The sequence below is a fragment of the Bradyrhizobium sp. IC3195 genome (assembly GCF_020193585.1).
GTDB classification, from domain to species: domain Bacteria; phylum Pseudomonadota; class Alphaproteobacteria; order Rhizobiales; family Xanthobacteraceae; genus Bradyrhizobium; species Bradyrhizobium yuanmingense.
Map to the genome: position 1 here is coordinate 24,002 of NZ_JADYVG010000007.1, position 21,404 is coordinate 45,405.

Genomic DNA, 21,404 nt, shown 5'->3' on the forward strand with positions numbered 1-21,404 from the left:
GCTGCGCTCATCCGGGCTACGAGACCTGAGCCGTCCCTCAAAACTCCTTCAGCAGCCGCTCGAGATAATCGAGCTCGATCTGCGGCCGCGAGGGATCGCCGAGACGGCGGCGGAGCTCTTCGAGAATGCGGCGGACACGCTGCGTGTCGATCTCGCCGGGAATCTTGACCGTGTAATCGTCGCCATATTCGCGCCCATGCAGCGGCCGGCCGAGCGGATCGGTCTGGTTGCCGCCGCTCTGCTGCCGGCCGGCACGCTGGCCGGGGCCGTGGCCCTGGCCGTCGCCATCGCCCTGCTGCATCGCCTCGGCCATCTTCTGCGCACCCTTGCGCATGGCGTCGAGTGCCTTGCCCTGCGAGTCCACGGCGCCGTCGGCATTACCCTCGCCGAGCTTTGATCCGGCATCGCCCATGGCACCGTCGGCTGCATCCAGGCTGCCGTCATCGCCCTGGTCGCCATCCTGATCGCCGTTCTGGCCGGGCTGGCCCTGCTCGCCTTGCTGACCCTTCTGGCCCTTCTGTGCCTGCTGGCCCTGCTGACCCTTCTGCCCCTTCTGAGTGAGGCCGCGCTTGGCAAGCTCGTCCTGCAGCTTCTTCAGGCGGTCGCGCAGTCCCTGCTGGTCCTGCTGCAGCTCCGACATGGACTGATCGCCCTGCTGCTGCTTGCCGCGCGAGCGGTCGCGCCGGGAATCCTGGCCCTGCTTGAACGTCTTGTCGCGCAATTGCTGCTGCTTGCGGATCATGTCGCCGAGCTCATTGAGCGCCTGCTCCATCTCGCTCTCGCCGGACTGTCCCGGCTGCGCCATCTGCAGGCCTTCCAGCATCTGCTGGAGCTGGTCGAGCAATTGCTTGGCGGCATCCTTGTCGCCGGAGCGCGACAGGCGCTCCATCCGGTCGATCATGTTCTGCAGATCCTGCTGGCGCAGGACCTTGGTGTTCGGATCGAGCGGCCGCGCCAGCTGCTGCGGGTCATTGTTGTTGCGGAACTGCTCGGCGAGCTGGCGCATGAAATCGTTCAGCGCCTGACGCAGATCCTGCGTGAGCTTCTTGATCTCCTCGTCGCTTGCGCCGCGCTCCAGCGCCTGCTTCAGCGCCTCCTGGGCCGCGCGCAACGCCTTCTCGACGTCGGAGATCTTGCCGTCCTCGATCGTCACCGCAAGCGCCCACAGGCTCGCCACGACCTCGCGCAAGGCATCGTCGGTACGCGCCGCTTCGAGCTGCCGGGCCACGCTGTGCAGGCCGAGATATTGTCCCGGCTCCGGCGTGAACATCTCGGGCGCGATCATCAGCCCGTCGAGCGCGGCATAGACGTCCGAATTCTTGTTGGCGTCGAGCGCGAGGATGCGGCGCTGCTCGATCAATGCACGGGCCAGCGGCTTGGTGAAGAGCCGCTCGGGCAGGCGCATGTTGAACGGCTCGCTGGCGGCCTCGTTGCCGGCCTCGTCCTTGGCCGTGAGCGTCAGCGTGACCTCGGCGCCGGCATAGGGATCCTCGCTGAGATCCTTCACGGATTGCCCGACGCCGTTGCGGGTGCGCGCATTCGGCAGGGCGAGCGGGAATTTCGGCGGCTGGAACAGCGGCCGCGGCGCCGTCCTGCTGTCGCCATCACCGGCGGCGGCCTTCGGACCATCCTTGGGGCCATCCTTAGGGCCATCCTTGGCACCATCTTTGGCGTCGGTCGGCCGCGGGGCGAATTTCGCCTCGGCGCCGGTGACGCCGTAATCGTCCTCGATCTTGTAGGAGAGCTGGAGCGCGCCGCGCGCCTGGCGCTCCGGGTCCTTCGCGAGCGCGATCGTCGGCGGACGATCCGGCGTGGCGGCGAAGGCCCATTGCGGCTGGCCGGAGGGCGCCCGGACATGCGCGGTGCCGTCGCCGGAAATCGCGAAATGCCTTTCGTTGGTCCCCTTGGGGCTGGCTTCGGCCGGGGCGACCTCCTTGAGGCCGCCGGAGACGGCGACATCCAAATTGCCGCCGGAGGAGCGCACGATCAGGGTCGAGCCGGCGGGAACGGCAAGCGGGCCGCTGGCGGGCAGCGCCGCGGCTTCCTTGTTGGCGGCCGACAGGATGACCGGCGGCCTGCCGGTGTAGAGCGGCGGCGTGACCCAGGCATCGACGCGAACATTGGCCGGCGCCAGCACCCCGTTCCAGTCGAAGGCGGCGCCAAGGCGCATCGCACGCTCGTCACCCGCGGCAAAGAAGGTCGCGACCAGCATCACCATCACGAGGGCACGCAGCGCCCAGGGGTCGTGAAGCGCGAGCCGGGGCTGCGGCACACCGGCGCGGATGCGCTTGATGGAGGCGAGCGTGCGCTCGCGCTGCGCCTGCCACAGCGCCTGCGCGACCGGGTCCTGTGAGGTCAGCGTGTCCGTGAGCGCGGTGGCCGGGCGGTGCCGGATGCCGGAGCCACGGTCGAGCCGAGCCAGCGCTTCCTCGCGGCTCGGCCAGCGGAAGCGAATCAGCGGGAACAGGGCGGCCGCCGCGATCGCGGCGAAGAGGGCGAGACCGACGGCCCTGGCCGTGAACGGCAGCGCCAGCCAGAGGCCGGCCCAGGACACCACCAGGAACAGGCCGACGACGGTCAGAAGGCGCGCCGCCTTGGGCCAGGCACGCTCCCACGCGATGGCATAAGTTGCCCGATCAAGGGCCTGCGCCAGCTTCAGCCGCGACAGCGCATCGCCGTTGCGGATCGCGTCTGACGGCTCGAGGGGGACGCCGTTCAATCAACTCTCCAGGTTGCCCGGTAGAGCAGAGCCTATCACAACGGCAGCACTGAGGCATCCGTTCCCGTACGGGAGCGCCTCCTTTTCCCGCATAACACGAGGACGTGACTGGCCGGGTGCAACCCCGTAATTTCCGCGCGCCAATCTCGAGGGAAACGAAGGAAACGCCATGGACAAGAAGATGCACGACAAGGGCCTGGAAGTCCGCAAAGCTGTGCTGGGCGAGGCCTATGTCAACAACGCCCTGAAGAACGTCGACGATTTCAACCGCCCGCTCCAGGAGATGCTCAACGAATATTGCTGGGGCACGGTGTGGGGCCGCGAGGAGCTGCCGCGCAAGACCCGCAGCATGCTCAACATCGCCATGATCGCGATCCTCAACCGTCAGCACGAGTTTCGCGCGCACCTGAAGGGCGCGCTGACCAACGGCGTCACCCGCGAGGAGATCCGCGAGATCCTGATGCAGGTCGCGATCTATGGCGGCATGCCCGCCGCGGTCGACAGCTTCCGCATCGCGCGCGAGGTGTTCGCAGAGATCGACGGGAAGGCGTGAGACCCAGCGCCAATCTCAACTGTCGTCCCGGGGCGCGCGAAGCGCGAGCCCGGGACCCATAGCCACAGGACGATGTTGCTACGACGACTCGGAGCGGCGCCTTTGCGGGACGATTCCTCCTTGTTGTGGTTATGGGTCCCGGACCGGCGCGCGCTTTAGGGCGCGCTTGTCCGGGACGACATCGGTGTGCGCGTTTTCAACAACAACCAAAGGGAAACACCATGGACATCGGATTCATCGGGCTCGGAAACATGGGTTTCCCGATGGCGCGGCGGTTGATCGAGGCGGGGCACAGGCTCGTCGTATTCGACACGCGCAAGGAGGTCATGGACAAGCTAGTCGCGCGCGGTGCCACTGCCGCGTCGTCGCCGAAGGACGTCGCTGACCAGGTCGAGACCGTGATGGCGAGCCTGCCCTCGCTGCAGGCTTCCCTGGACGTTGCCACCGGCGCTGGCGGCGTGATCGAGGGCACGCGTGCCAAACGTTTCGTCGATCTCTCAACCGTCGGCTCGGCGATGGCCGCGAAGATTCACGGGCTGCTCAAAGAGCGCGGCATCGTGCAGATCGACTGTCCCGTCTCCGGCGGCGTTGGCGGCGCCGAGAAGGGCACGCTTGCCGTGATGGTGTCAGGCCCGAAAGCCGAGTTCGCGCTGCTCAAGCCTGCGCTCGAGGTGATCGGAAAGGTGTTCTTCATCGGCGAGAAGCCGGGCGCGGCGCAGACCATGAAGCTCGCCAACAATTTCCTGTCGGCCACCGCGATCGTGGCGACGTCGGAAGCCGTGGTGATGGGCGTGAAGGCCGGGCTCGATCCCGCCGTGATGATCGACGTCATCAATGCCGGCTCGGGCATGAACACCGCGAGCCGCGACAAGTTTCCGCGCGCGGTGCTGCCGCGCACCTTCGACTTCGGCTTCGCCACGGGATTGATGGTGAAGGACGTGCGGCTGGCGCTGGAGGAGATGAAGCAGCTCGGCCTGTCGATGGAGGTCGCCGACGCGGTCGGACGGTTGTGGGAAACGGTGATCAGCGCCGAAGGCGCCGAGTCCGATTTCACCGCGGCGATCAAGCCGATCGAGAAGAAAGCGGGTGTGATCGTAGGCGGAAAAAACTGACGTTCAGCGAAATAGCGCGGTCGTGCTGAGTTTACCCGACAGTTCAAGCGGTTTTGCCTGACGACCACGCATCATCGCGAAAGCCCCGGTCTACTGTGCATGGGGTTGTTTTGCAGGTTTTGGTAGCGGCCTCACAGCCACGGCGCCGGCGTGTCCATAGCAATGAGCTGCTCCACCTCGATGCGCGGGCGCACCACGGCGTATTGGTCGCCCTTCACCAGCACCTCGGGCACCAGCGGCCGGGTGTTATAGGTGCCGGCCTGCACGGCGCCATAGGCACCGGCGGTCATGATGGCGAGGAGATCGCCGGGCGCGGGCGTCGGCAGCGTGCGGTCGAGGGCGAGATAATCGCCGGTCTCGCAGACCGGGCCGACGACATCGGCCTTGATGGTGGCGGCGCCCTTGGCCGGCTGCTTCACCGCCAGGATGTCGTGATGCGCCTCGTACAGTGTCGGGCGGATCAGGTCGTTCATGGCCGCGTCGATGATGACGAAATTCTTGCCGTCGCCGTGCTTCACATAGATCACCTTGGCGACCAGAATGCCGGCATTGCCGACGATCATGCGGCCCGGCTCGAACATCAGCGTGCAGCCGAGATTGTGGCTGACGCGCCTGACCATGGCGGCATAGGCGGCGGGCGCAGGCGGCGCCTCGCGGTCCATGTAATAGGGGATGCCGAGACCGCCGCCGAAATCGACGTGGCTGATGTCGTGGCCGTCCGCCCGAAGCGTCTGCACGAATTCGGAGAGGATGCGGAACGCGGTCTCCATGCCGGACAGGTCGGTGATCTGGCTGCCGATATGCACGTCGGTGCCGGTCACCTTGATTCCGGGCAGCTTCGCCGCGCGCGCATAGACCTCGCGGGCATGCACGATCGGGATGCCGAACTTGTTCTCGGACTTGCCGGTGGAGATCTTTGCGTGCGTGCCGGCATCGACGTCGGGATTGACGCGGAGCGAGATGCGCGCGGTCTTGCCCATCTCGGTCGCGAGGCGCGACAGTAGTTCGAGTTCCGGCTCGGATTCGACGTTGAGGCAGAGGATGTCGGCGGCGAGCGCCGCGCGCAGCTCTGCCTCGGTCTTGCCGACGCCGGAGAAGACGATCTTGCTGGCGGGAATGCCGGCGGCCAAAGCGCGCTTCAGCTCGCCGCCCGAAACCACGTCGGCGCCGGCGCCGAGCTTGGCCAGCGTCCGCAGCACCGACTGGTTGGAGTTCGCCTTCATGGCGTAGCAGACCAGCACCTTCTCGCCGGCAAAGGCCTCGGTGAAGACGCGGTAATGCCGCTCCAGCGTTGCGGTCGAATAGCAGTAGAACGGCGTGCCGACGGTGGCGGCCAGCTCGGACAGGTTCACCGCCTCGGCGTGCAGCACGCCGTTGCGATAGTCGAAATGGTTCATGGCGCAGGCTCGGTTGTCCCGGCTTATTTCTTGCCGGGAGGTTCGTCCAGGAGCGGGTCGAGAATAAACGATTTCTTCCGGCCCTTGGCCGCCGCGGGCGCAGCATCCGCGCTGGCCGTGGGTTCGAACAGGCTCGGCGCCTTCTGGGCCGCGGTCTCGGGCTCGACGGGTGCGGCGCCGGTGGCTGCGGGGGCGTTGGAGGCGGTCGGCGGCAGATCCAGCGGGCCCTTGCGGCCGCAACCTGCAAGCGCGAGCGCCGTCAGGCTCAAGACAATGATGGCCCACCCCGAGCCGGCCGGGCGAAACTTTGACGTCACGACGAAAATCCCCACTACGCGCGGCGCACCATACAGAGATTGGCGCGTTCTGGCGAGAGCCGGATGACCATGAAACATAAGCGAAATTTTGCCCTCAGCCCAATTTTCGCTCTTTTTCCAGCCGCTTCGCCCAGGCCTTGGCCTGGGACGCCACGTTCTTCGGCGCGGTGCCGCCAAAGCTGGTGCGGCTCTTCACCGACGATTCGACCGACAGCACACCGAGCACGTCCTTGGTGATTTTGGGCTCGATCGCCTGCATTTCCTTGAGCGGCAGCTCGTGCAGCGCGACGCCCCCCTCGGCGGCCTTGGCGACGATGCGGCCCGTGACGTGGTGCGCCTCGCGGAACGGCATCCTCAGCGTCCGCACCAGCCAGTCGGCGAGGTCGGTCGCCGTGGCATAGCCCTCGCCCGCGGCCGCCTTCATCTTGGGTTCGTCCGGAACGAGATCACGGACCATACCGGTCATGGCGCGGATTGCCAGCAACAGCGCGGCAAAACCCTCCATGGCGCCCTGCTTGTCCTCCTGCATGTCCTTTTGATAGGCGAGCGGCAGGCCCTTCATGACGATCAGGAGGCCGTTGAGCGCGCCGATGACGCGGCCGGTCTTGGCGCGCACCAGCTCGGCGGCATCCGGGTTGCGCTTCTGCGGCATGATCGAGGATCCCGTGGTGAACTTGTCGCTGAGCCGGATCATGCCGACCAGCGGCGAGGTCCAGATCACGATCTCCTCGGCAAAGCGCGACATGTGCACGGCGCAGATCGCGGCGGCCGACAGCGTCTCCAGCACGAAGTCGCGGTCGGAGACGGCATCGAGCGAGTTCGCCATCGGGCGGTCGAACAGGAGCGCCTTCGCGGTGGCATGGCGGTCGATCGGGAACGAGGTGCCGGCGAGCGCAGCCGCGCCCAGCGGCGATTCGTTCAGGCGCTTGCGGGCGTCCTGGAAGCGGCCGCGGTCGCGCGCCGCCATCTCGACATAAGCCAGCAGGTGATGGCCGAACGTGACGGGCTGCGCCGTTTGCAGATGCGTGAAGCCGGGCATCACGGTTGCGGCGTGCTCCAGCGCGCGGTCCACCAGGGCCTGCTGGAACGCGGCGAGCGCGGCATCGGTCTCGTCGATGACGTCGCGGACGAACAGACGGAAGTCGGTGGCGACCTGGTCGTTGCGCGAACGCGCGGTGTGCAGCCTTCCGGCGGCCGGGCCGATCAGCTCCGACAGGCGGCTCTCGACATTCATATGGATGTCCTCGAGCGCGCGCTTGAATTCGAAGCCGCCCTTGCCGATCTCTGACAGGATTGTGTCTAGACCCTTGCCGATATTTTTCGCATCAGAAGCCGTGATGATGCCCTGATTGGCCAACATCGCGGCGTGGGCCTTGGACGCGGCAATGTCCTGGGCGAAGAGGTGACGATCGACGTCGATGGAGACGTTGATCTCTTCCATGATCTCGTCGGGGCGTTCCGAGAACCGGCCGCCCCACATCTTGTTGCTCATGATCCCCTGCTCACGCCTGATTTGCCGCACGTTTGCTGGCCGCGGCCAGCCGTATTAAGAGGCCCCTGATAGCCATATCTGCGACCGGATGACAAACGATATGCTCGACCAGAAGCCCTCCGCCACGCGCCGCATCCCCTTCGTCATCGCCGCCGTGGCGATCGTCGGGCTGGCCGGCTTCGCCGCGCTGTACGGGCTCGGCCCGAGCCGGGCGCCCTTGGGCGATCCGACCTGCAAGGCGGCGGTGGCGACGGCGCAGAAGATCGCCCCGCTCGCCCAGGGCGAGGTGGCGGCGCTGACCATGGCAAGCGCCCCGCTGAAGCTGCCCGACCTCACCTTCGAGGATGCCGAGGGCAAGCCGAAGAAGCTGTCCGACTTCCGCGGCAAGACCCTGCTGGTGAACCTCTGGGCCACCTGGTGCGTGCCCTGCCGCAAGGAGATGCCGGCGCTGGACGAGCTCCAGGGCAAGCTATCGGGCCCGAATTTCGAGGTGGTGGCGATCAACATCGACACCCGCGACCTGGAGAAGCCGAAAACCTTCCTGAAAGAGGCCAACCTGACCCGGCTCGCCTATTTCAGCGACCAGAAAGCCAAGGTGTTCCAGGATCTTAAGGCCGTGGGACGGGCACTGGGCATGCCCACCTCCGTGCTGGTCGACCCGCAGGGGTGTGAAATCGCGACGATCGCGGGGCCGGCGGAATGGGCGAGTGAGGACGCGCTCAAGCTGATCCGCGCGGCAACCGGCAAGGCCGCCGCGGCGCTTTAAGGGTTTAGGCCGTCACATTGAGATTGCCGCCGACGCCGGGGGCGACATTGGCGAGCGAGGGCTGGCCGGTGCCGAGCAGCGTCAGGACGGTGGATTTCTCCATATCCGCGTTCTGCTTGGTCAGCGTCGCCGCGATATTCGACTGCAGCGCGCCTTGCTGTGCGGCCAGCATGCTGCTGACCATTGCCATCATGTCCATTACGCGAACCCTCGTGCCGGCCGTAACCTAGGCGCGAGAGATTAACGCGACATGAATTGTCATGGAGCAGTACGGGCAATCGTGTCCCGGACAAGGGGCGGCACGCAAGTGACGCACCGCAGAGCCGGGACCTAGCCTTCAGCGCGCGGCTCCTGGGCCTCGGCTCTGCAGCGCTCCGCGCTGCGTCCGGGGCACAAGGCCACCTTACCGCGTCGGCACCGGCTTGGCGCCGCGGTAGTCGTAGAAGCCGCGCTGGGTCTTGCGGCCGAGCCAGCCGGCCTCGACGTATTTGACCAGCAGCGGGCACGGGCGGTACTTGGAGTCGGCTAGCCCCTCGTGCAGCACCTGCATGATGGAGAGGCAGGTGTCGAGCCCGATGAAATCGGCAAGCTCGAGCGGACCCATGGGATGGTGGGCGCCCAGTTTCATCGCCGCGTCGATCGCCTCGACGTTGCCGACGCCTTCATACAGCGTGTAGATCGCCTCGTTGATCATCGGCAGCAGGATGCGGTTGACGATGAAGGCCGGGAAATCCTCGGAGACCGCGACCTGCTTGCCGAGCTTGCCGACGAAGTCCTTGGCGGTCTCGAAGGTGGCGTCGTCGGTGGCGATGCCGCGGATCAGCTCGACCAGTTCCATCAACGGCACTGGATTCATGAAGTGAATGCCGATGAAGCGCTCCGGGCGGTCGGTGGCGGCGGCGAGGCGCGTGATCGAGATCGAGGACGTATCGGAGGCGACGATCGCCTCCGGCTTCAATACGGCGCAGAGCTCGTGGAAGATCTTGCGCTTGACCTCTTCCTTCTCGACCGCGGTCTCGATGACGAGGTCGCAATCGGCGAGATCGTCCAGCTTCTCGGCTAGCTTGATACGCGCAATCGCCTTGGCCCTGTCGTCCTCGGTGACGGCCTTCTTGGAGACCTGGCGCGCCAGATTGCCGTTGATGGTGGCCATGCCCGACTTGAGGCGGTCGGCCGAAACGTCGTTGAGCACCACGTCGAAGCCAGCGAGCGCCGCGACATGCGCGATGCCATTGCCCATCTGACCCGCGCCGATCACGCCGACCTTCTTGATCACTGCCGCCATATTGTCATCCACCGGAACGGCGCGCGGGGGGCGCGCCCTGCCTTTTCCCCTCGAGCCGGGAGGTCCGATTTAATCAGAACCTTGGCTCGAAACCTAGATTGGATCGCCTCCAAGGCGCGCCCCACGCCAAAGAAAACGCCTCAGAAACGCAACACCGGCCGGAGTTTATACCTCCGGCCGGTGTTTTCGATGCCTTTTACTTGCCGAGCTTGCCGAGTTCGGCGGTCAGCTCCGGAACCGCCTGGTAGAGATCGGCGACCAGGCCGTAGTCGGCGACCTGGAAGATCGGCGCGTCCTCGTCCTTGTTGATCGCAACGATCACCTTGGAGTCCTTCATGCCGGCCAGATGCTGGATCGCGCCGGAAATGCCGACCGCGACATAGAGCTCGGGGGCCACCACCTTGCCGGTCTGGCCGACCTGCCAGTCGTTCGGCGCATAGCCGGCATCGACCGCGGCGCGCGAGGCACCGACACCGGCCCCAAGCTTGTCCGCGAGCGGCTCGATGTACTTGGCAAAGTTCTCGCGGCTCTGCATGGCGCGGCCACCGGAGACGATGATCTTGGCCGAGGTCAGCTCGGGGCGATCGCTCTTGGCGACTTCCTCACCGACGAAAGTCGACAGGCCCGGATCGGCCGCCGCCGCCACGGTCTCGACCGGGGCGCTGCCGCCCTCGCCTGCTGCGGCGAAGGTCGAGGTGCGGACCGTGATGACCTTCTTGGCATCCTTCGACTTCACCGTCTGGATGGCGTTGCCGGCGTAGATCGGGCGCTCATAGGTATCGGGCGCGACCACCTTGGTGATCTCCGAGACCTGCATGACGTCGAGCAGAGCGGCGATGCGGGGCATCACGTTCTTGAAGCGCGAGGTCGCCGGCGCGACGATGGCGTCATAGCCGGACGCCAGCGACACCACCAGCGCAGCCAGCGGCTCGGCGAGATCGTGCGCGTAGAGGTCGCCATCGGCGAGCAGCACCTTCTTCACGCCAGCGAGCTTGGCAGCGGCATCCGCCGCGGCCTTGGCGTTCTGGCCGGCGACCAGCACCTCGACATCCGCGCCAAGCGCGGCAGCTGCGGTCAGGGCCTTGTTGGTGGCGTCCTTGAGCGACGCATTGTCGTGTTCGGCAATCAGAAGCGTCGTCATCAGAGCACCCCGGCTTCGTTCTTGAGTTTCGACACCAGCTCGGCGACGTCCTTGACCTTGACTCCGGCCTTGCGGCCCGCGGGCTCAGCCGTCTTCAGAACTTCGAGACGCGCGGCGATGTCGACGCCGTAATCGGCGACCGTCTTCTCCGCGATCGGCTTCTTCTTCGCCTTCATGATGTTGGGCAGCGAGGCGTAGCGCGGCTCGTTGAGGCGGAGATCGGTGGTGACGATCGCCGGTCCCTTCAGCTTCACGGTCTGCAGACCGCCATCGACTTCACGCGTCACCTTGAAGTCGGTACCTTCGATCTCGAGCTTGGAGGCGAAGGTCGCCTGCGACCAGCCGAGCAGCGCGGCCAGCATCTGGCCGGTCTGGTTCGAGTCATCGTCGATCGCCTGCTTGCCGAGAATGATCAGGCCCGGCTGCTCTTCGTCCGCAACCTTCTTCAGTATCTTGGCGACGGCGAGCGGCTCGACGGTGCCGTCCGCCTTCACCAGGATGCCGCGATCGGCGCCCATGGCAAGACCGGTGCGGATCGTCTCGGACGCCTGCGCAGGTCCAATCGAGACCACCACGACCTCGGTGGCCTTGCCGGCTTCCTTCAGGCGCAGCGCTTCCTCGACAGCGATTTCGTCGAAGGGGTTCATGGACATCTTGACGTTGGCGAGTTCAACGCCCGATCCATCGCCCTTGACGCGGACCTTGACGTTGTAATCGACCACCCGCTTTACCGGCACTAAGACCTTCATCGATCCTCTTTCACTCAATTTGGGAGGGGGGTTATCAACTGGCGCGGAACCTAAAGGCCCGATCTGCCCCGGTCAACGCGCGAACGGGTCTAATTTTGGCCTTCTGAAATGCGGGAGCGCGATGGGTCAGCGGTTCTGGCCGGGAACCCAGAGCACGTCGCCGGCGCCATTGCCGTTCACGACCCGGCTGGCCACGAAGAGAAAGTCGGACAGGCGATTCATATATTGGATGCCAGCCGCGCTGACCGGCTCGCCCGGCTGGGCCGCCAGTTCCACGATCACGCGTTCCGCCCTGCGGCATATCGTGCGCGCCACATGCAGATGGGCCGCGGCCGGCGTGCCGCCGGGAAGCACGAAGGAGGTCAGCGGCGCGAGCTTGTCGTTGAGCATGTCGATGTCGCGCTCGAGCCGCTCGACCTGGCTCGCCACCACCCGCAGCCGCTCGGCCTTGCCTTCCCGCTCCGGCACGGCGAGATCGGCACCAAGATCGAACAGATCGTTCTGGATGCGGCCGAGCATCGCATCGAGCTCGGGCATCTCCGCGGTGTAGAGCCTGACCACGCCGATCGCCGCGTTGGTCTCGTCGACGGTGCCATAGGCCTCGATGCGCAGATCGTATTTCGGACGCCGCTCTCCGGTTCCGAGCGCCGTCGTGCCATCGTCACCGGTCTTCGTGTAGATGCGGTTCAGCACCACCATGATCAGCGTCCCATCGCCCAGACCGCGAGCATCGCGACGATGATCGCCACGAACTGAAGCAGCACGCGCCAACGCATCAGCTTCTGCGAGGTGTTGGGCGAGCCGCCGCGCATCATGTTGATGAGCCCGAGCAGCAGCACCAGCGCCACGGCGCCGGCTGCGGCCGGCAGGATGAAAGTACTCAGAAAAGATGCCATTTGAGGGTAGATAACACCGTGTGTGCCGGTCCGCCATCTCCCCAGCTCGTCATTCCGGGGCGACGCGGCGGGATCGAGCGAAGCGAGACCCGGCGCGTCGAGCCCGGAATGACAAAGGGGGCTTCGCGAACTGGCTTTTGGGCCAAGAATATCAGATGGTAGCGCGATGATTTTTCGATTTGCGCCCATTGCTTGTTCTCCTGGCCTCTCCCTACGTTCAGAAGGAGACAGCAGCGGCGTAGGTGCCAAGTGAAAGCCATCCGCTACATCTACTGCGTCGCTGAGGACGCGTTCTACACGTTCCTCGCCGATGACGGCTGGGCGATCGCGAGCCACATCGCGCTCTCGACGCTGATGGCGCTGTTCCCATTCCTGATCGTGCTGACCGCGCTCGCCGGCTTCTTCGGCTCCAAGGAACTCGCCGACCAGGCCGCTAGCCTGATGCTCCAGGTCTGGCCCAAGCAGGTCGCCGATTCGATCTCGGGCGAGGTGCATGACGTGCTGACCACCACTCGGACCGGCCTTCTGACCATCGGCGCGGCGCTGTCGGTCTATTTCGCCTCGAACGGCGTCGAGGCGCTGCGGGTCGCGCTCAACCGCGCCTATGCGGTGGTGGAGATGCGAAGCTGGTACTGGCTTCGGCTGGAGTCGATTGCCTATACGATCATTGCGGCCTTCACGGCGCTCGCTATGGCGTTCCTGATCGTGCTCGGTCCGCTCATTATCGAGGCGGCGCGGCGCCACATTCCGCTGTTCGTCGAATCCAACGAGAGCATCCTCACCTGGGTGCGCTACGGCATCTCCATCGGCGCGCTGGTGGTGGCGCTGATCATCCTGCACGCCTGGCTGCCGGCGGGACGGCGCAGCTTCCTGCAGATACTGCCCGGCATCGTCTTCACCATCGTGGCGTCACTGATCTCCAGCATCGTGTTCGGCCAATACCTGGCCCGCTTTGCCAACAACTACGTGACCATGTATGCGGGGCTCGCCTCGGTGATCATCGCGCTGGTGTTTCTGTACTTCATCGCCGCGATCTTCGTTTACGGCGGCGAGCTCAATGCCGCGATCATCAAGTCGCGGCTTCCTCACGGCGTGTCGCTTCAAGCAGCGCAGTCGCTAAAGCCCTCGGAGACACAGGCTTGACCAGGAAGGCGTCGGCCCCGGCTTCGCGCGAGGCGGCCTCGTCCTCGCCGCGGCCGGACACGCCGATGATCGGGATCCGAGCCAGCGGCGTTGGCAGCCTGCGGATCCGCCGGATGGCCTCGATGCCGTCGATGCCCGGCAGCACCATGTCCATCAGCACCGCGTCGAATGCGCCCTGCTCCAGCCGGTTCACGGTGTCCTCACCGCGCCCGATGAACTCGGCGTGATGGCCGAGCTCGGTCAGGATGGTGTTGAGCACGACGCGGCCGAACGGATTGTCCTCGACGCTGAGAACGCGAAGCGCAGCGGCCGCCTCGGGCTCGCTGCCGTCCTTTGCCTTGCGGGTCTTGCCCCGTCCCGCCAAGTCCAGCGACACCGTCAATGTGAAGGTGGCGCCGCCACCGCGGCGCGGAGCGACGGTGATGTCGCCGCCCATCGCCCGCGCCAATTGCTTGACCGAGGAGAGCCCCAAGCCGGCGCCGCCGAAGCGTGCGGCAATCGTGACATTGGCCTGGGTGAACGGGCGGAACAGCCGCTTGATCTCGGCCATGGTCAGGCCGATGCCGCTGTCGGACACGGCGAAGGCGACGCCGACCCTGCCCTTTGCTTTGCCTTTGGCGGGACGCCACGGCTCGACGGCGAGGGCCACTCCGCCCTGGTCGGTAAATTTCACGGCGTTGTCGATCAGGTTCTCGAGCGCGGCGCGCAGGCGGACGGAATCACCGACCACGAGCCCTGGGATCTTGTCGGCTATCTCGACCTTGGCCTGGAGACCTTTGGCCGCGGCGCGGCCGGCCAGGGAATCGCCGGCGGTGCGGGCGAGCGCCTTGAGATCGAACAGATCCTGGCGCGGCGTGCTGCCGCCCTTCTCCGTTCTGGCAGCATCCACGAACAGCGTGGCGAGGCTCGCCAGATGCTCGGCGCCGGCCTTGATGGTGTCGGCCCAGCGCCGCTCCCGCTCGCCGAGGTCGGAGGTCGCGAGCAGGTCGCTGATCGCGAGAATGCCGGTCAGGGGGGTGCGGACCTCATGGGCAAACGCGGCCAGCGCCGCCTGGACGACATCAGGCGCAACCGCCTTGGTGCTGCGCTTGCGCAGCTGACCGCCCTTGGGCCGCTTCCGAAGCGGCCGCCGCCTGGACGTCCGGGTGGTGCGCACTGGACGCGTCTTCGCCGCCATGAATCCCCTTCGAAGTACCCTCTTCGAACCCCGCGCTGGCCAAGCATGGCACGGAGGAACGCCCGGAGTCACGGCGACGTTTCGCTAACCCCCAGAGAAACTTAACCTAATCCCACTAGCCGGCGGATCGCGGCAGGCGTGAGGCCGGCCGCGCGCAATTCGCGCAGACCGGTCGAGCGGCCCGATTTCGACAGCTTCCGACCCGCCTCATCGCGAATCAGCCGGTGATGGCGATAGGCCGGCTCGGGCAGGCCGAGCAGAACCTGGAGCAGGCGGTGCACCGCGGTGGCGTAAAACAGGTCCTGCCCCCGCACGATCTCGCTGGCGCCCTGGAGCGCGTCGTCGACGACCACCGAGAGATGGTAGCTGGTCGGCGTCTCCTTGCGGGCCAGGATGACATCGCCCCAGGCCTCCGGCCGCGCCGGCACCACGCCGCGCTCGCCGTCCGGCCCCTCGCCGAGCTCGTTCCAGCTCACGCCGGGGGCGTGACGGCAGGCGGCCGCCATGTCGAGCCGCAGCGCATAGGGCGCGCCCGAGGCGATCAGCCGCGAGCGCTCGTCAGCCGAGAGTGATGTGGCCTCGCCCGGATAAAGCGGTGCGCCGTCGGGATCACGCGGCCACGGGCCAGCGGCCTCGCGCGCCGCCACCAGCCTTGCGATGTCGGCGCGGCTTTCGAAGGCGGGATAGACGAGACCGAGCACAGAGAGCTTTTCCAGCGCAGCGCGATAATCGGCGAGATGTTCGGATTGACGCCGAACCGGCGTCTCCCAGGCAATCCCGAGCCAGGCGAGATCCTCGTAGATCGCCGTCTCGAACTCCAGCCGGCACCGCGTCGCGTCGATGTCCTCGATTCGCAGCAGCAATCGGCCGCCGGACTCGCGCGCTCGGTCGAAATTGAGCAGCGCGGAATAGGCGTGGCCGAGATGCAGGAAGCCGTTCGGGCTCGGGGCGAATCGGAAAACGGGTGGTGCCATCACATGAATCTCGTCATGGCCGGGCTTGTCCCGGCCATCCACGTTCTTCGGTACCACAGACCGATGGTGTCAACGTCACGAACAAACACCACGATCACCGCTCATGCTACACAGTGCCTCGCGGTGAGAAAGACGTGGATGGCCGGGACAAGCCCGCCATGACGCTGGAGAGAACCCGCCCGCCATGACCATCCACCTCGAAACCCAGTCCGATCTCGAAGAGGCCGTCCACACGCTGATCAAGCGCGATCCGCGGCTCAAGCCCGTGCTCGAGATCGCGGGCATGCCGGCGTTGCGGCGGCGCGAGCCCGGGTTTACGGGGCTCGCGCACATCGTCTGCGGGCAGCAGCTCTCCACCGCGAGCGCCGCGGCGATCTGGGGGCGGCTGTCGGCCGCATTCGATCCGCTCGACCATGACGCCGTGCGCCGCGCCCGCGCCGACCGGCTGGGGCGGCTCGGCCTCTCCGCCGCCAAGATCAAGACGCTCAAGCATCTCGCCCGCGAGATCGCCGCGCAGCGGCTGAATCTCGACGTGCTCGCCGAGGAGGATGCCGACGCCGCGCATCACACCCTGATCGCGCTGCCCGGCATCGGCCCCTGGACGGCCGACCTCTACTTGCTGTTCTGCCTCGGCCACGGCGATGCCTGGCCGGCCGGCGACCTCGCCGTGCAGGAAGGCATCCGTATCGGCCTCGGCCTCAAGGCGCGGCCGACGGAGAAGCAGATGGCGCCGATTGCCGAGCCCTGGCGTCCGCTGCGCGGTGCGGCGGCGCATCTGTGGTGGAGCTATTACCGCGCGGTGAAGAAGCGCGAGGGCGTGCTCGCGGAATCGGGCTAACCCCGCAGCCGCGCGCGGTCGGTCCGGGCGCATTCGGCGACGAATTCGATTACGGCGCGCACCGCCGGCAGCTCGACGAGGTCGGGATGGGCCAGCAGCCAGAGATCCGCAACGCTGGCGAGCTTCTGCGGGGCGACGCGCACGAGATCGGAATAGGCTTCGGCGACGAAGCACGACAGCGCGGAGATTCCGATGCCGGCGCGGACCGCCGCCAGCATGTCCCCCTGGGACGAGCAGCGCATCGCCACCCTTGCCTGCCGCGTGACGACGTCGCTCCAGCGCGCAAGCTGCGCATTGGAGGTCTGGTCGGCGAAGCCGATGACGCTGTGCTCCTTCCAGTCGCCGCGCCGTTCCGGCAGGGACCGACCGGCGGCATAATCGCGCGAGGCATAGAAGCCGGTGCCGAGACGGCCGATCTTGCGGCCGACCAGGTTCTCCTCCCCGGTATCGAAGGGCCGCAGCACCACGTCCGCCTCACGCCGGCGCACGCTCGCCGGAAATGGATGGGTGATGATCTCGAGCTGGATATGATCGTGCGCGCGCAGGAAGGCTGGCAAGCGCGGCATCAGCCAGTGCGAGGCCAGCGTCGCGCCGATCGACAGCTTGACGATGCCGCGCGCCTTGTGTCCACCCGCCGCCACTGCGGTTTCGGCCCGCAGCGCTGCGGCCGCCATGGCCTCGGCGTGCTCGCGCAAGGTCCGTCCATCCGCGGTCAGCGCCAGGCCATCGGCAGCCCGCGCCACCAATCTGGTGCCGAGCTGGGCTTCCAGCGCCGCGATCTTGCGGCTGACGGTGGGATGGCTGGTGTGCAGGCGGCGGGCGGCGGCGGTGAAGCTGCCGGTATCGGCGACCGCGACGAAGGTCTTGCAAAGGTCCCAATCCATCGGCGGCCCTGTTCATACCTGAATGATCGTCCGTTCATTATTGAACGGTCCGGGCGGCGCCGTCCAACCTTATAATGGGATCAAATCCGCGGCCACGGGCGGCCCATCCGCCCGCGCGACAATCAAAACGGAAACGCCTCGTGATCCGCCCGCCGGCGGGGCCGCGTTTCGGGAGGACATGATGGCACTGCCCAATCTCTTGAAGGATTCGCTCGAGCTGCCCGTGGTCGGCTCCCCGCTGTTCATCGTCTCCGGCCCGGAACTGGTGATCGCCCAGTGCAAGGCGGGCGTCGTCGGCTCCTTTCCCGCGCTCAATGCCCGCCCGGTCGAGAAGCTCGGCGAATGGCTGAGCCGGATCGAGGACGAGCTCGGCGAGTACAAATCGCGCAATCCCGGCAAGAAGGTCGCGCCCTACGCCGTCAACCAGATCTGCCATGCCTCCAACGACCGGCTGATGAAGGACATGGAGGCCTGCGTCAAGCACAAGGCGCCGATCATCATCACCTCGCTGCGGCCGCCGGCGGAGATCGTCGAGGCCGCGCATTCCTATGGCGGACTGGTGTTCCACGACGTCATCAACGTCAAGCACGCGCGCAAAGCGGCCGAGCAGGGCGTCGACGGCCTGATCCTGGTCTGCGCCGGTGCGGGCGGACACGCCGGCACGCTGTCGCCCTTTGCGCTGGTGCGCGAGGTCAAGCAATGGTTTGACGGCGCCGTCCTGCTGTCGGGCGCGATCAGCGACGGCTATGGCATCGCCTCGGCGCTGACGCTGGGCGCCGACCTCGCCTATATGGGCACGCGCTTCATCGCGACGCAGGAAGCCAATGCCGACCAAGCCTACAAATCGGCGCTGACGCAGCACGCCGCGCACGACATCGTCTACACCAACCTGTTCACCGGCGTGCACGGCAATTATCTCGGTCCGTCGATCGCTGCCGCCGGCCTCGATCCGGACAACCTCCCCGCCGCCGACAAATCGAAGATGAATTTCGGCTCCGGCGGCAACATGAAATCCAAGGCGTGGCGCGACATTTGGGGATCGGGCCAGGGCATCGGCCAGATTACTGATGCCCCGCCCGTTGCGGAGCTCGTCGACCGCATGAAGCGTGAATTCGATCAGGCGAGGCAGGATTTCCTGATGCGCGTCAGCGCCTGACGTCTCCAACTGACAAGACAAACGGGAGGATATCATGAAGCTGGCAGCCGCACTGATCGGTCTGTCCCTGTTGGCGCTCGCCACGGACAGCACCCACGCCGAAGGCACGGAGATCCGGATCGGACAGACCCTGCCCTATAGCGGCCCGGCCTCCGGCTTCGGCGCGATCGGCCGCACGCAGGAGGCGTTCTTCGAGAAGATCAATGCCGAAGGCGGCATCAACGGCCGCAAGGTCAAGTTCATCACGCTGGACGATGCCTACTCGCCGCCGAAGACGGTCGAGCAGACCCGCAAGCTGGTGGAGCAGGACGAAGTGCTGATGCTGTTCGGCTCGCTCGGCACCGCCACCAACAGCGCCGTGCATCGCTACCTCAACGGCAAGAAGGTGCCGCAGCTGTTCGTGCTTTCCGGCGCGACCAAATGGGCCGATCCGCAGAAATATCCATGGACCATGCCCGGCATGGCCGCCTATGAATCCGAAGGCGTGGTCTATGCCAAGCACGTGCTGCGCACCAAGCCGGGCGCCAAGATCGCCATCCTCTCCCAGAACGACGATTTCGGCCGCGACTACGTCGCCGGCTTCAAGCGCACGCTCGGCGACAAGGCTGCCGGCATGATCGTTGCGGAAGCGACCTACGAGACCAGCGCGCCGACGATCAGCTCGCAGCTCTCGACCCTGAAGGCATCGGGCGCCGACGTGCTGTTCGGCGTCGTGCTCGGCAAGTTCACCTCGCAGATGATCAAGGGCGTCGCCGAGCTCGGCTGGAAGCCCGAGCTGTTCTTCGTGCCGACCTCGGCCTCGTCGATCTCGTTCCTGGAGCCGGCCGGGCTCGACAACGCCGTCGGCCTGATCTCGTCGAGCAACCAGAAGGACACGATGGACCCGCAATGGGCCAGCGATCCCGGCGTGAAGGAGTATTTCGCCTTCATGAAGCAGTACATGCCGAACGCGGACCTCTCCAACTCCAACTATGCGGCCGGCTACCATTACGCGACGCTCCTGATGACGGTACTGAAGGCGTGCAAGGACGATTTCAGCCGCGACAACATCATGCGCCAGTCCGCCTCGCTGAAAGAGGTGAAGCTGCCGCTGCTGCTGCCCGGCATATCCGTCAGCACCGCCGCCGACGACTATCTGCCGTTCCAGCAGCTGCAGCTGCGGCGCTTCAACGGCAAGAGCTGGGTCGGCTTCGGCGACGTGCTGGACGATCGCTGACTCCAACGGAATGGGAATGACCATGATCATCAGCGGCGAACGCCGGATCGGCCATGACGAGATCCAGGCGCGCATCAGACGCGCGGCGAGCGGGCTGCGCGCCCTCGACCTTGCCGAGGGCGCACCGGTTGCCATGATGCTGCGCAACGACTTCGCCTTGTTCGAGGTGGTCGCGGCCTCGGCCGCACTGGGCAGCCCCGTGGTGCCAATCAATTGGCACCTGAAGGCCGAGGAGGTCCGCTACATCCTGACCGACAGCGGCGCGAAGATCCTGATCTGCCACGCCGATCTGCTGCCGCAAATCCGCGGCGGCATTCCGGAGGATGTCCGCCTGCTCGTGGTCGCAACGCCGCCCGAGCTGGCGGCGACCTTCGCCATTCCCCGTGAGCTGACCGAGGTCTCTTCCGGCCTGACCGATTGGGACCGCTGGCGCGACGGGCACACGGAAACAGAGGAGCCGCCGCGCCGGGCCGCGGCGATGATCTACACGTCGGGGACCACAGGCATGCCGAAGGGCGTACGCCGCATGCCGATGCCGCCGGAGCAGGCCGCCGCCTCGGAGCGCGTCGGCGCGATCGCCTACGGCATCAAGCCGCGCGAGGACCAGGTCGTGCTGATCAACGGTCCGATGTATCACTCGGCGCCGCATTCCTACGGCATGATGGCCTTCCGCAACGGCTGCACCATCGTGCTTCAGCCGCGGTTCGACGCCGAGGAGCTGCTGGCGCTGATCGAGCGCCACCGTGTGACGCATATCCACATGGTGCCGACCATGTTCGTGCGCCTGTTGCGCCTGCCCGAAGCGGTCAGGCAGCGCTACGACCTGTCGTCGCTGCGCTTCGTTGTGCACGGCGCGGCGCCCTGCCCGCCCGAGGTGAAGCGGGCCATGATCGAGTGGTGGGGACCGGTCATCAACGAATATTTCGGCTCGACCGAGACCGGCATCCCGGTCTGGCACTCGGCCGAAGAGGCGCTGAAGAAGCCCGGCACGGTCGGCCGCGCCATCGAAGGTGGCATCGTCAAGATCTTTCGCGACGACGGCAGCCTCTGCGATGCTGGTGAGGTCGGCGAGATCTACATGCGCCAGACCGCGGTGCCGGATTTCGACTATCACGGCAAGGCGCAGGCGCGCGCCGAGGCCGGGCGCGACGGTCTCGTCAGCGTCGGCGACGTCGGCTATCTCGATGAGGATGGCTATCTGTTCCTGTGCGACCGCAAGCGCGACATGGTGATCTCGGGCGGCGTCAACATCTATCCCGCCGAGATCGAGAACGTGTTGATCGCGATGCCCGGCGTGCGCGATTGCGCCGTGTTCGGCATTCCGGACGCGGAATATGGCGAGCGGCTGTGCGCCTGCATCGAGCCCGACAGGGCCGAGCAGCTCTCCGCCGCCGCGGTGCAGGCTTATCTGCGCGAGCGTCTGGCCAACTTCAAGGTGCCGAAGGAGGTCAAGTTCCTGGATGCGCTGCCCCGCGAGGCAACCGGAAAGATCTTCAAGCGCAAGCTGCGCGACCCCTATTGGGCAGACCGGAGGCCGGGCGGCGCTTAAGTCGTTCTCCGGCCGCGTCCGCACGTGCGGAATTCCGGGC

21 protein-coding genes are annotated in these 21,404 nt (G+C 66.4%); 8 read left to right on the plus strand and 13 right to left on the minus strand.

Features of this window, described 5'->3' with window-relative positions; genetic code table 11:
- Positions 1-37: 37 nt before the first annotated feature.
- A complete protein-coding gene (locus I6F09_RS15930) occupies positions 38-2,719 on the minus strand; it encodes a TIGR02302 family protein (RefSeq protein ID WP_225188504.1) in 2,682 nt (893 codons plus the stop codon).
- Positions 2,720-2,888: 169 nt separating this feature from the next.
- Here I6F09_RS15930 and I6F09_RS15935 point away from each other — a divergent pair, with 169 nt between their 5' ends.
- Both I6F09_RS15935 and I6F09_RS15940 read left to right on the plus strand, forming a co-directional pair.
- Positions 2,889-3,272, plus strand: a complete 384-nt coding sequence (locus I6F09_RS15935) for a carboxymuconolactone decarboxylase family protein (protein ID WP_225188505.1) — start codon at positions 2,889-2,891, stop codon at positions 3,270-3,272.
- A 221-nt stretch (positions 3,273-3,493) separates the two neighbouring features.
- The gene (locus I6F09_RS15940; protein WP_225188506.1) at positions 3,494-4,384 is read left to right on the plus strand and encodes an NAD(P)-dependent oxidoreductase; all 891 of its coding nucleotides are present in this window, start codon (positions 3,494-3,496) and stop codon (positions 4,382-4,384) included.
- A 131-nt stretch (positions 4,385-4,515) separates the two neighbouring features.
- On the opposite strand, the gene lysA is transcribed toward I6F09_RS15940, so the two are convergent.
- The 3 genes from lysA to argH form a co-directional block, all read right to left on the minus strand.
- A complete protein-coding gene (gene lysA / locus I6F09_RS15945; RefSeq protein WP_035996848.1) occupies positions 4,516-5,781 on the minus strand; it encodes a diaminopimelate decarboxylase in 1,266 nt (421 codons plus the stop codon).
- Positions 5,782-5,804: 23 nt separating this feature from the next.
- Positions 5,805-6,098 (minus strand): lipoprotein, encoded by a 294-nt coding sequence (locus I6F09_RS15950; RefSeq protein WP_035996882.1) that lies wholly within the window; start codon positions 6,096-6,098, stop codon positions 5,805-5,807.
- A 94-nt stretch (positions 6,099-6,192) separates the two neighbouring features.
- Complete coding sequence (argH, locus tag I6F09_RS15955) at positions 6,193-7,590, minus strand: argininosuccinate lyase (RefSeq protein ID WP_225188507.1); 1,398 nt, start codon at positions 7,588-7,590, stop codon at positions 6,193-6,195.
- A 100-nt stretch (positions 7,591-7,690) separates the two neighbouring features.
- On the opposite strand from argH, the gene I6F09_RS15960 reads away from it, so the two are divergent.
- Positions 7,691-8,356, plus strand: coding sequence for a TlpA disulfide reductase family protein (locus tag I6F09_RS15960; RefSeq protein ID WP_225188508.1), 666 nt, complete (start codon positions 7,691-7,693; stop codon positions 8,354-8,356).
- 4 nt (positions 8,357-8,360) lie between these two features.
- Here I6F09_RS15960 and I6F09_RS15965 read toward each other — a convergent pair whose 3' ends face one another.
- The 6 genes from I6F09_RS15965 to I6F09_RS15990 all read right to left on the minus strand — a co-directional run bounded on the left by I6F09_RS15965 (position 8,361) and on the right by I6F09_RS15990 (position 12,427).
- Positions 8,361-8,555 carry a hypothetical protein gene (locus I6F09_RS15965; RefSeq protein WP_036020754.1) on the minus strand — a complete coding sequence of 65 codons (195 nt, stop codon included), beginning with the start codon at positions 8,553-8,555 and terminating at the stop codon, positions 8,361-8,363.
- 204 nt (positions 8,556-8,759) lie between these two features.
- Positions 8,760-9,641 carry a 3-hydroxybutyryl-CoA dehydrogenase gene (locus I6F09_RS15970; RefSeq protein WP_035996839.1) on the minus strand — a complete coding sequence of 294 codons (882 nt, stop codon included), beginning with the start codon at positions 9,639-9,641 and terminating at the stop codon, positions 8,760-8,762.
- 196 nt (positions 9,642-9,837) lie between these two features.
- Positions 9,838-10,782 carry an FAD-binding protein gene (locus I6F09_RS15975; protein WP_036020748.1) on the minus strand — a complete coding sequence of 315 codons (945 nt, stop codon included), beginning with the start codon at positions 10,780-10,782 and terminating at the stop codon, positions 9,838-9,840.
- Complete coding sequence (locus I6F09_RS15980; protein ID WP_225171864.1) at positions 10,782-11,531, minus strand: electron transfer flavoprotein subunit beta/FixA family protein; 750 nt, start codon at positions 11,529-11,531, stop codon at positions 10,782-10,784. The genes I6F09_RS15975 and I6F09_RS15980 overlap by 1 nt, the downstream gene beginning before the upstream one ends.
- A gap of 126 nt (positions 11,532-11,657) precedes the next feature.
- Positions 11,658-12,230, minus strand: a complete 573-nt coding sequence (locus tag I6F09_RS15985) for a cob(I)yrinic acid a,c-diamide adenosyltransferase (protein ID WP_035996833.1) — start codon at positions 12,228-12,230, stop codon at positions 11,658-11,660.
- 2 nt (positions 12,231-12,232) lie between these two features.
- Positions 12,233-12,427: a twin transmembrane helix small protein gene (locus tag I6F09_RS15990; RefSeq protein WP_036020744.1), complete on the minus strand. Its 195-nt coding sequence runs from the start codon at positions 12,425-12,427 to the stop codon at positions 12,233-12,235.
- Between the two features lie 249 nt (positions 12,428-12,676).
- On the opposite strand from I6F09_RS15990, the gene I6F09_RS15995 reads away from it, so the two are divergent.
- Positions 12,677-13,570 (plus strand): YihY/virulence factor BrkB family protein, encoded by an 894-nt coding sequence (locus I6F09_RS15995; RefSeq protein ID WP_109142243.1) that lies wholly within the window; start codon positions 12,677-12,679, stop codon positions 13,568-13,570.
- On the opposite strand, the gene I6F09_RS16000 is transcribed toward I6F09_RS15995, so the two are convergent.
- Together I6F09_RS16000 and gluQRS are read right to left on the minus strand one after the other, a co-directional pair.
- Positions 13,497-14,747: an ATP-binding protein gene (locus I6F09_RS16000; RefSeq protein WP_225188509.1), complete on the minus strand. Its 1,251-nt coding sequence runs from the start codon at positions 14,745-14,747 to the stop codon at positions 13,497-13,499. The two genes, I6F09_RS15995 and I6F09_RS16000, sit on opposite strands and share 74 nt — an antisense overlap.
- 101 nt (positions 14,748-14,848) lie before the next feature.
- Entirely contained in the window at positions 14,849-15,721 is an 873-nt protein-coding gene (gluQRS, locus tag I6F09_RS16005; RefSeq protein WP_225188510.1) for a tRNA glutamyl-Q(34) synthetase GluQRS, read from the minus strand.
- A gap of 184 nt (positions 15,722-15,905) precedes the next feature.
- Between gluQRS and I6F09_RS16010 the strand changes: the two genes are divergently transcribed.
- Positions 15,906-16,559 carry a DNA-3-methyladenine glycosylase 2 family protein gene (locus I6F09_RS16010; protein ID WP_225142854.1) on the plus strand — a complete coding sequence of 218 codons (654 nt, stop codon included), beginning with the start codon at positions 15,906-15,908 and terminating at the stop codon, positions 16,557-16,559.
- Here the strand turns inward: I6F09_RS16010 and I6F09_RS16015 are convergent.
- On the minus strand, positions 16,556-17,443 hold the full coding sequence (locus I6F09_RS16015; protein ID WP_035996816.1) for a LysR family transcriptional regulator: 888 nt from the start codon (positions 17,441-17,443) through the stop codon (positions 16,556-16,558). The two genes, I6F09_RS16010 and I6F09_RS16015, sit on opposite strands and share 4 nt — an antisense overlap.
- A 181-nt stretch (positions 17,444-17,624) precedes the next feature.
- Between I6F09_RS16015 and I6F09_RS16020 the strand changes: the two genes are divergently transcribed.
- From I6F09_RS16020 to I6F09_RS16030, 3 genes are read left to right on the plus strand one after another with little or no spacing between them, the layout of a single operon-like run.
- The gene (locus I6F09_RS16020) at positions 17,625-18,599 is read left to right on the plus strand and encodes a nitronate monooxygenase family protein (RefSeq protein WP_225188511.1); all 975 of its coding nucleotides are present in this window, start codon (positions 17,625-17,627) and stop codon (positions 18,597-18,599) included.
- Positions 18,600-18,633: 34 nt separating this feature from the next.
- Entirely contained in the window at positions 18,634-19,815 is a 1,182-nt protein-coding gene (locus tag I6F09_RS16025; RefSeq protein ID WP_225147402.1) for an ABC transporter substrate-binding protein, read from the plus strand.
- A 22-nt stretch (positions 19,816-19,837) separates the two neighbouring features.
- Positions 19,838-21,364, plus strand: coding sequence for an acyl-CoA synthetase (locus I6F09_RS16030; RefSeq protein ID WP_225185369.1), 1,527 nt, complete (start codon positions 19,838-19,840; stop codon positions 21,362-21,364).
- Positions 21,365-21,404 lie beyond the last annotated feature (40 nt).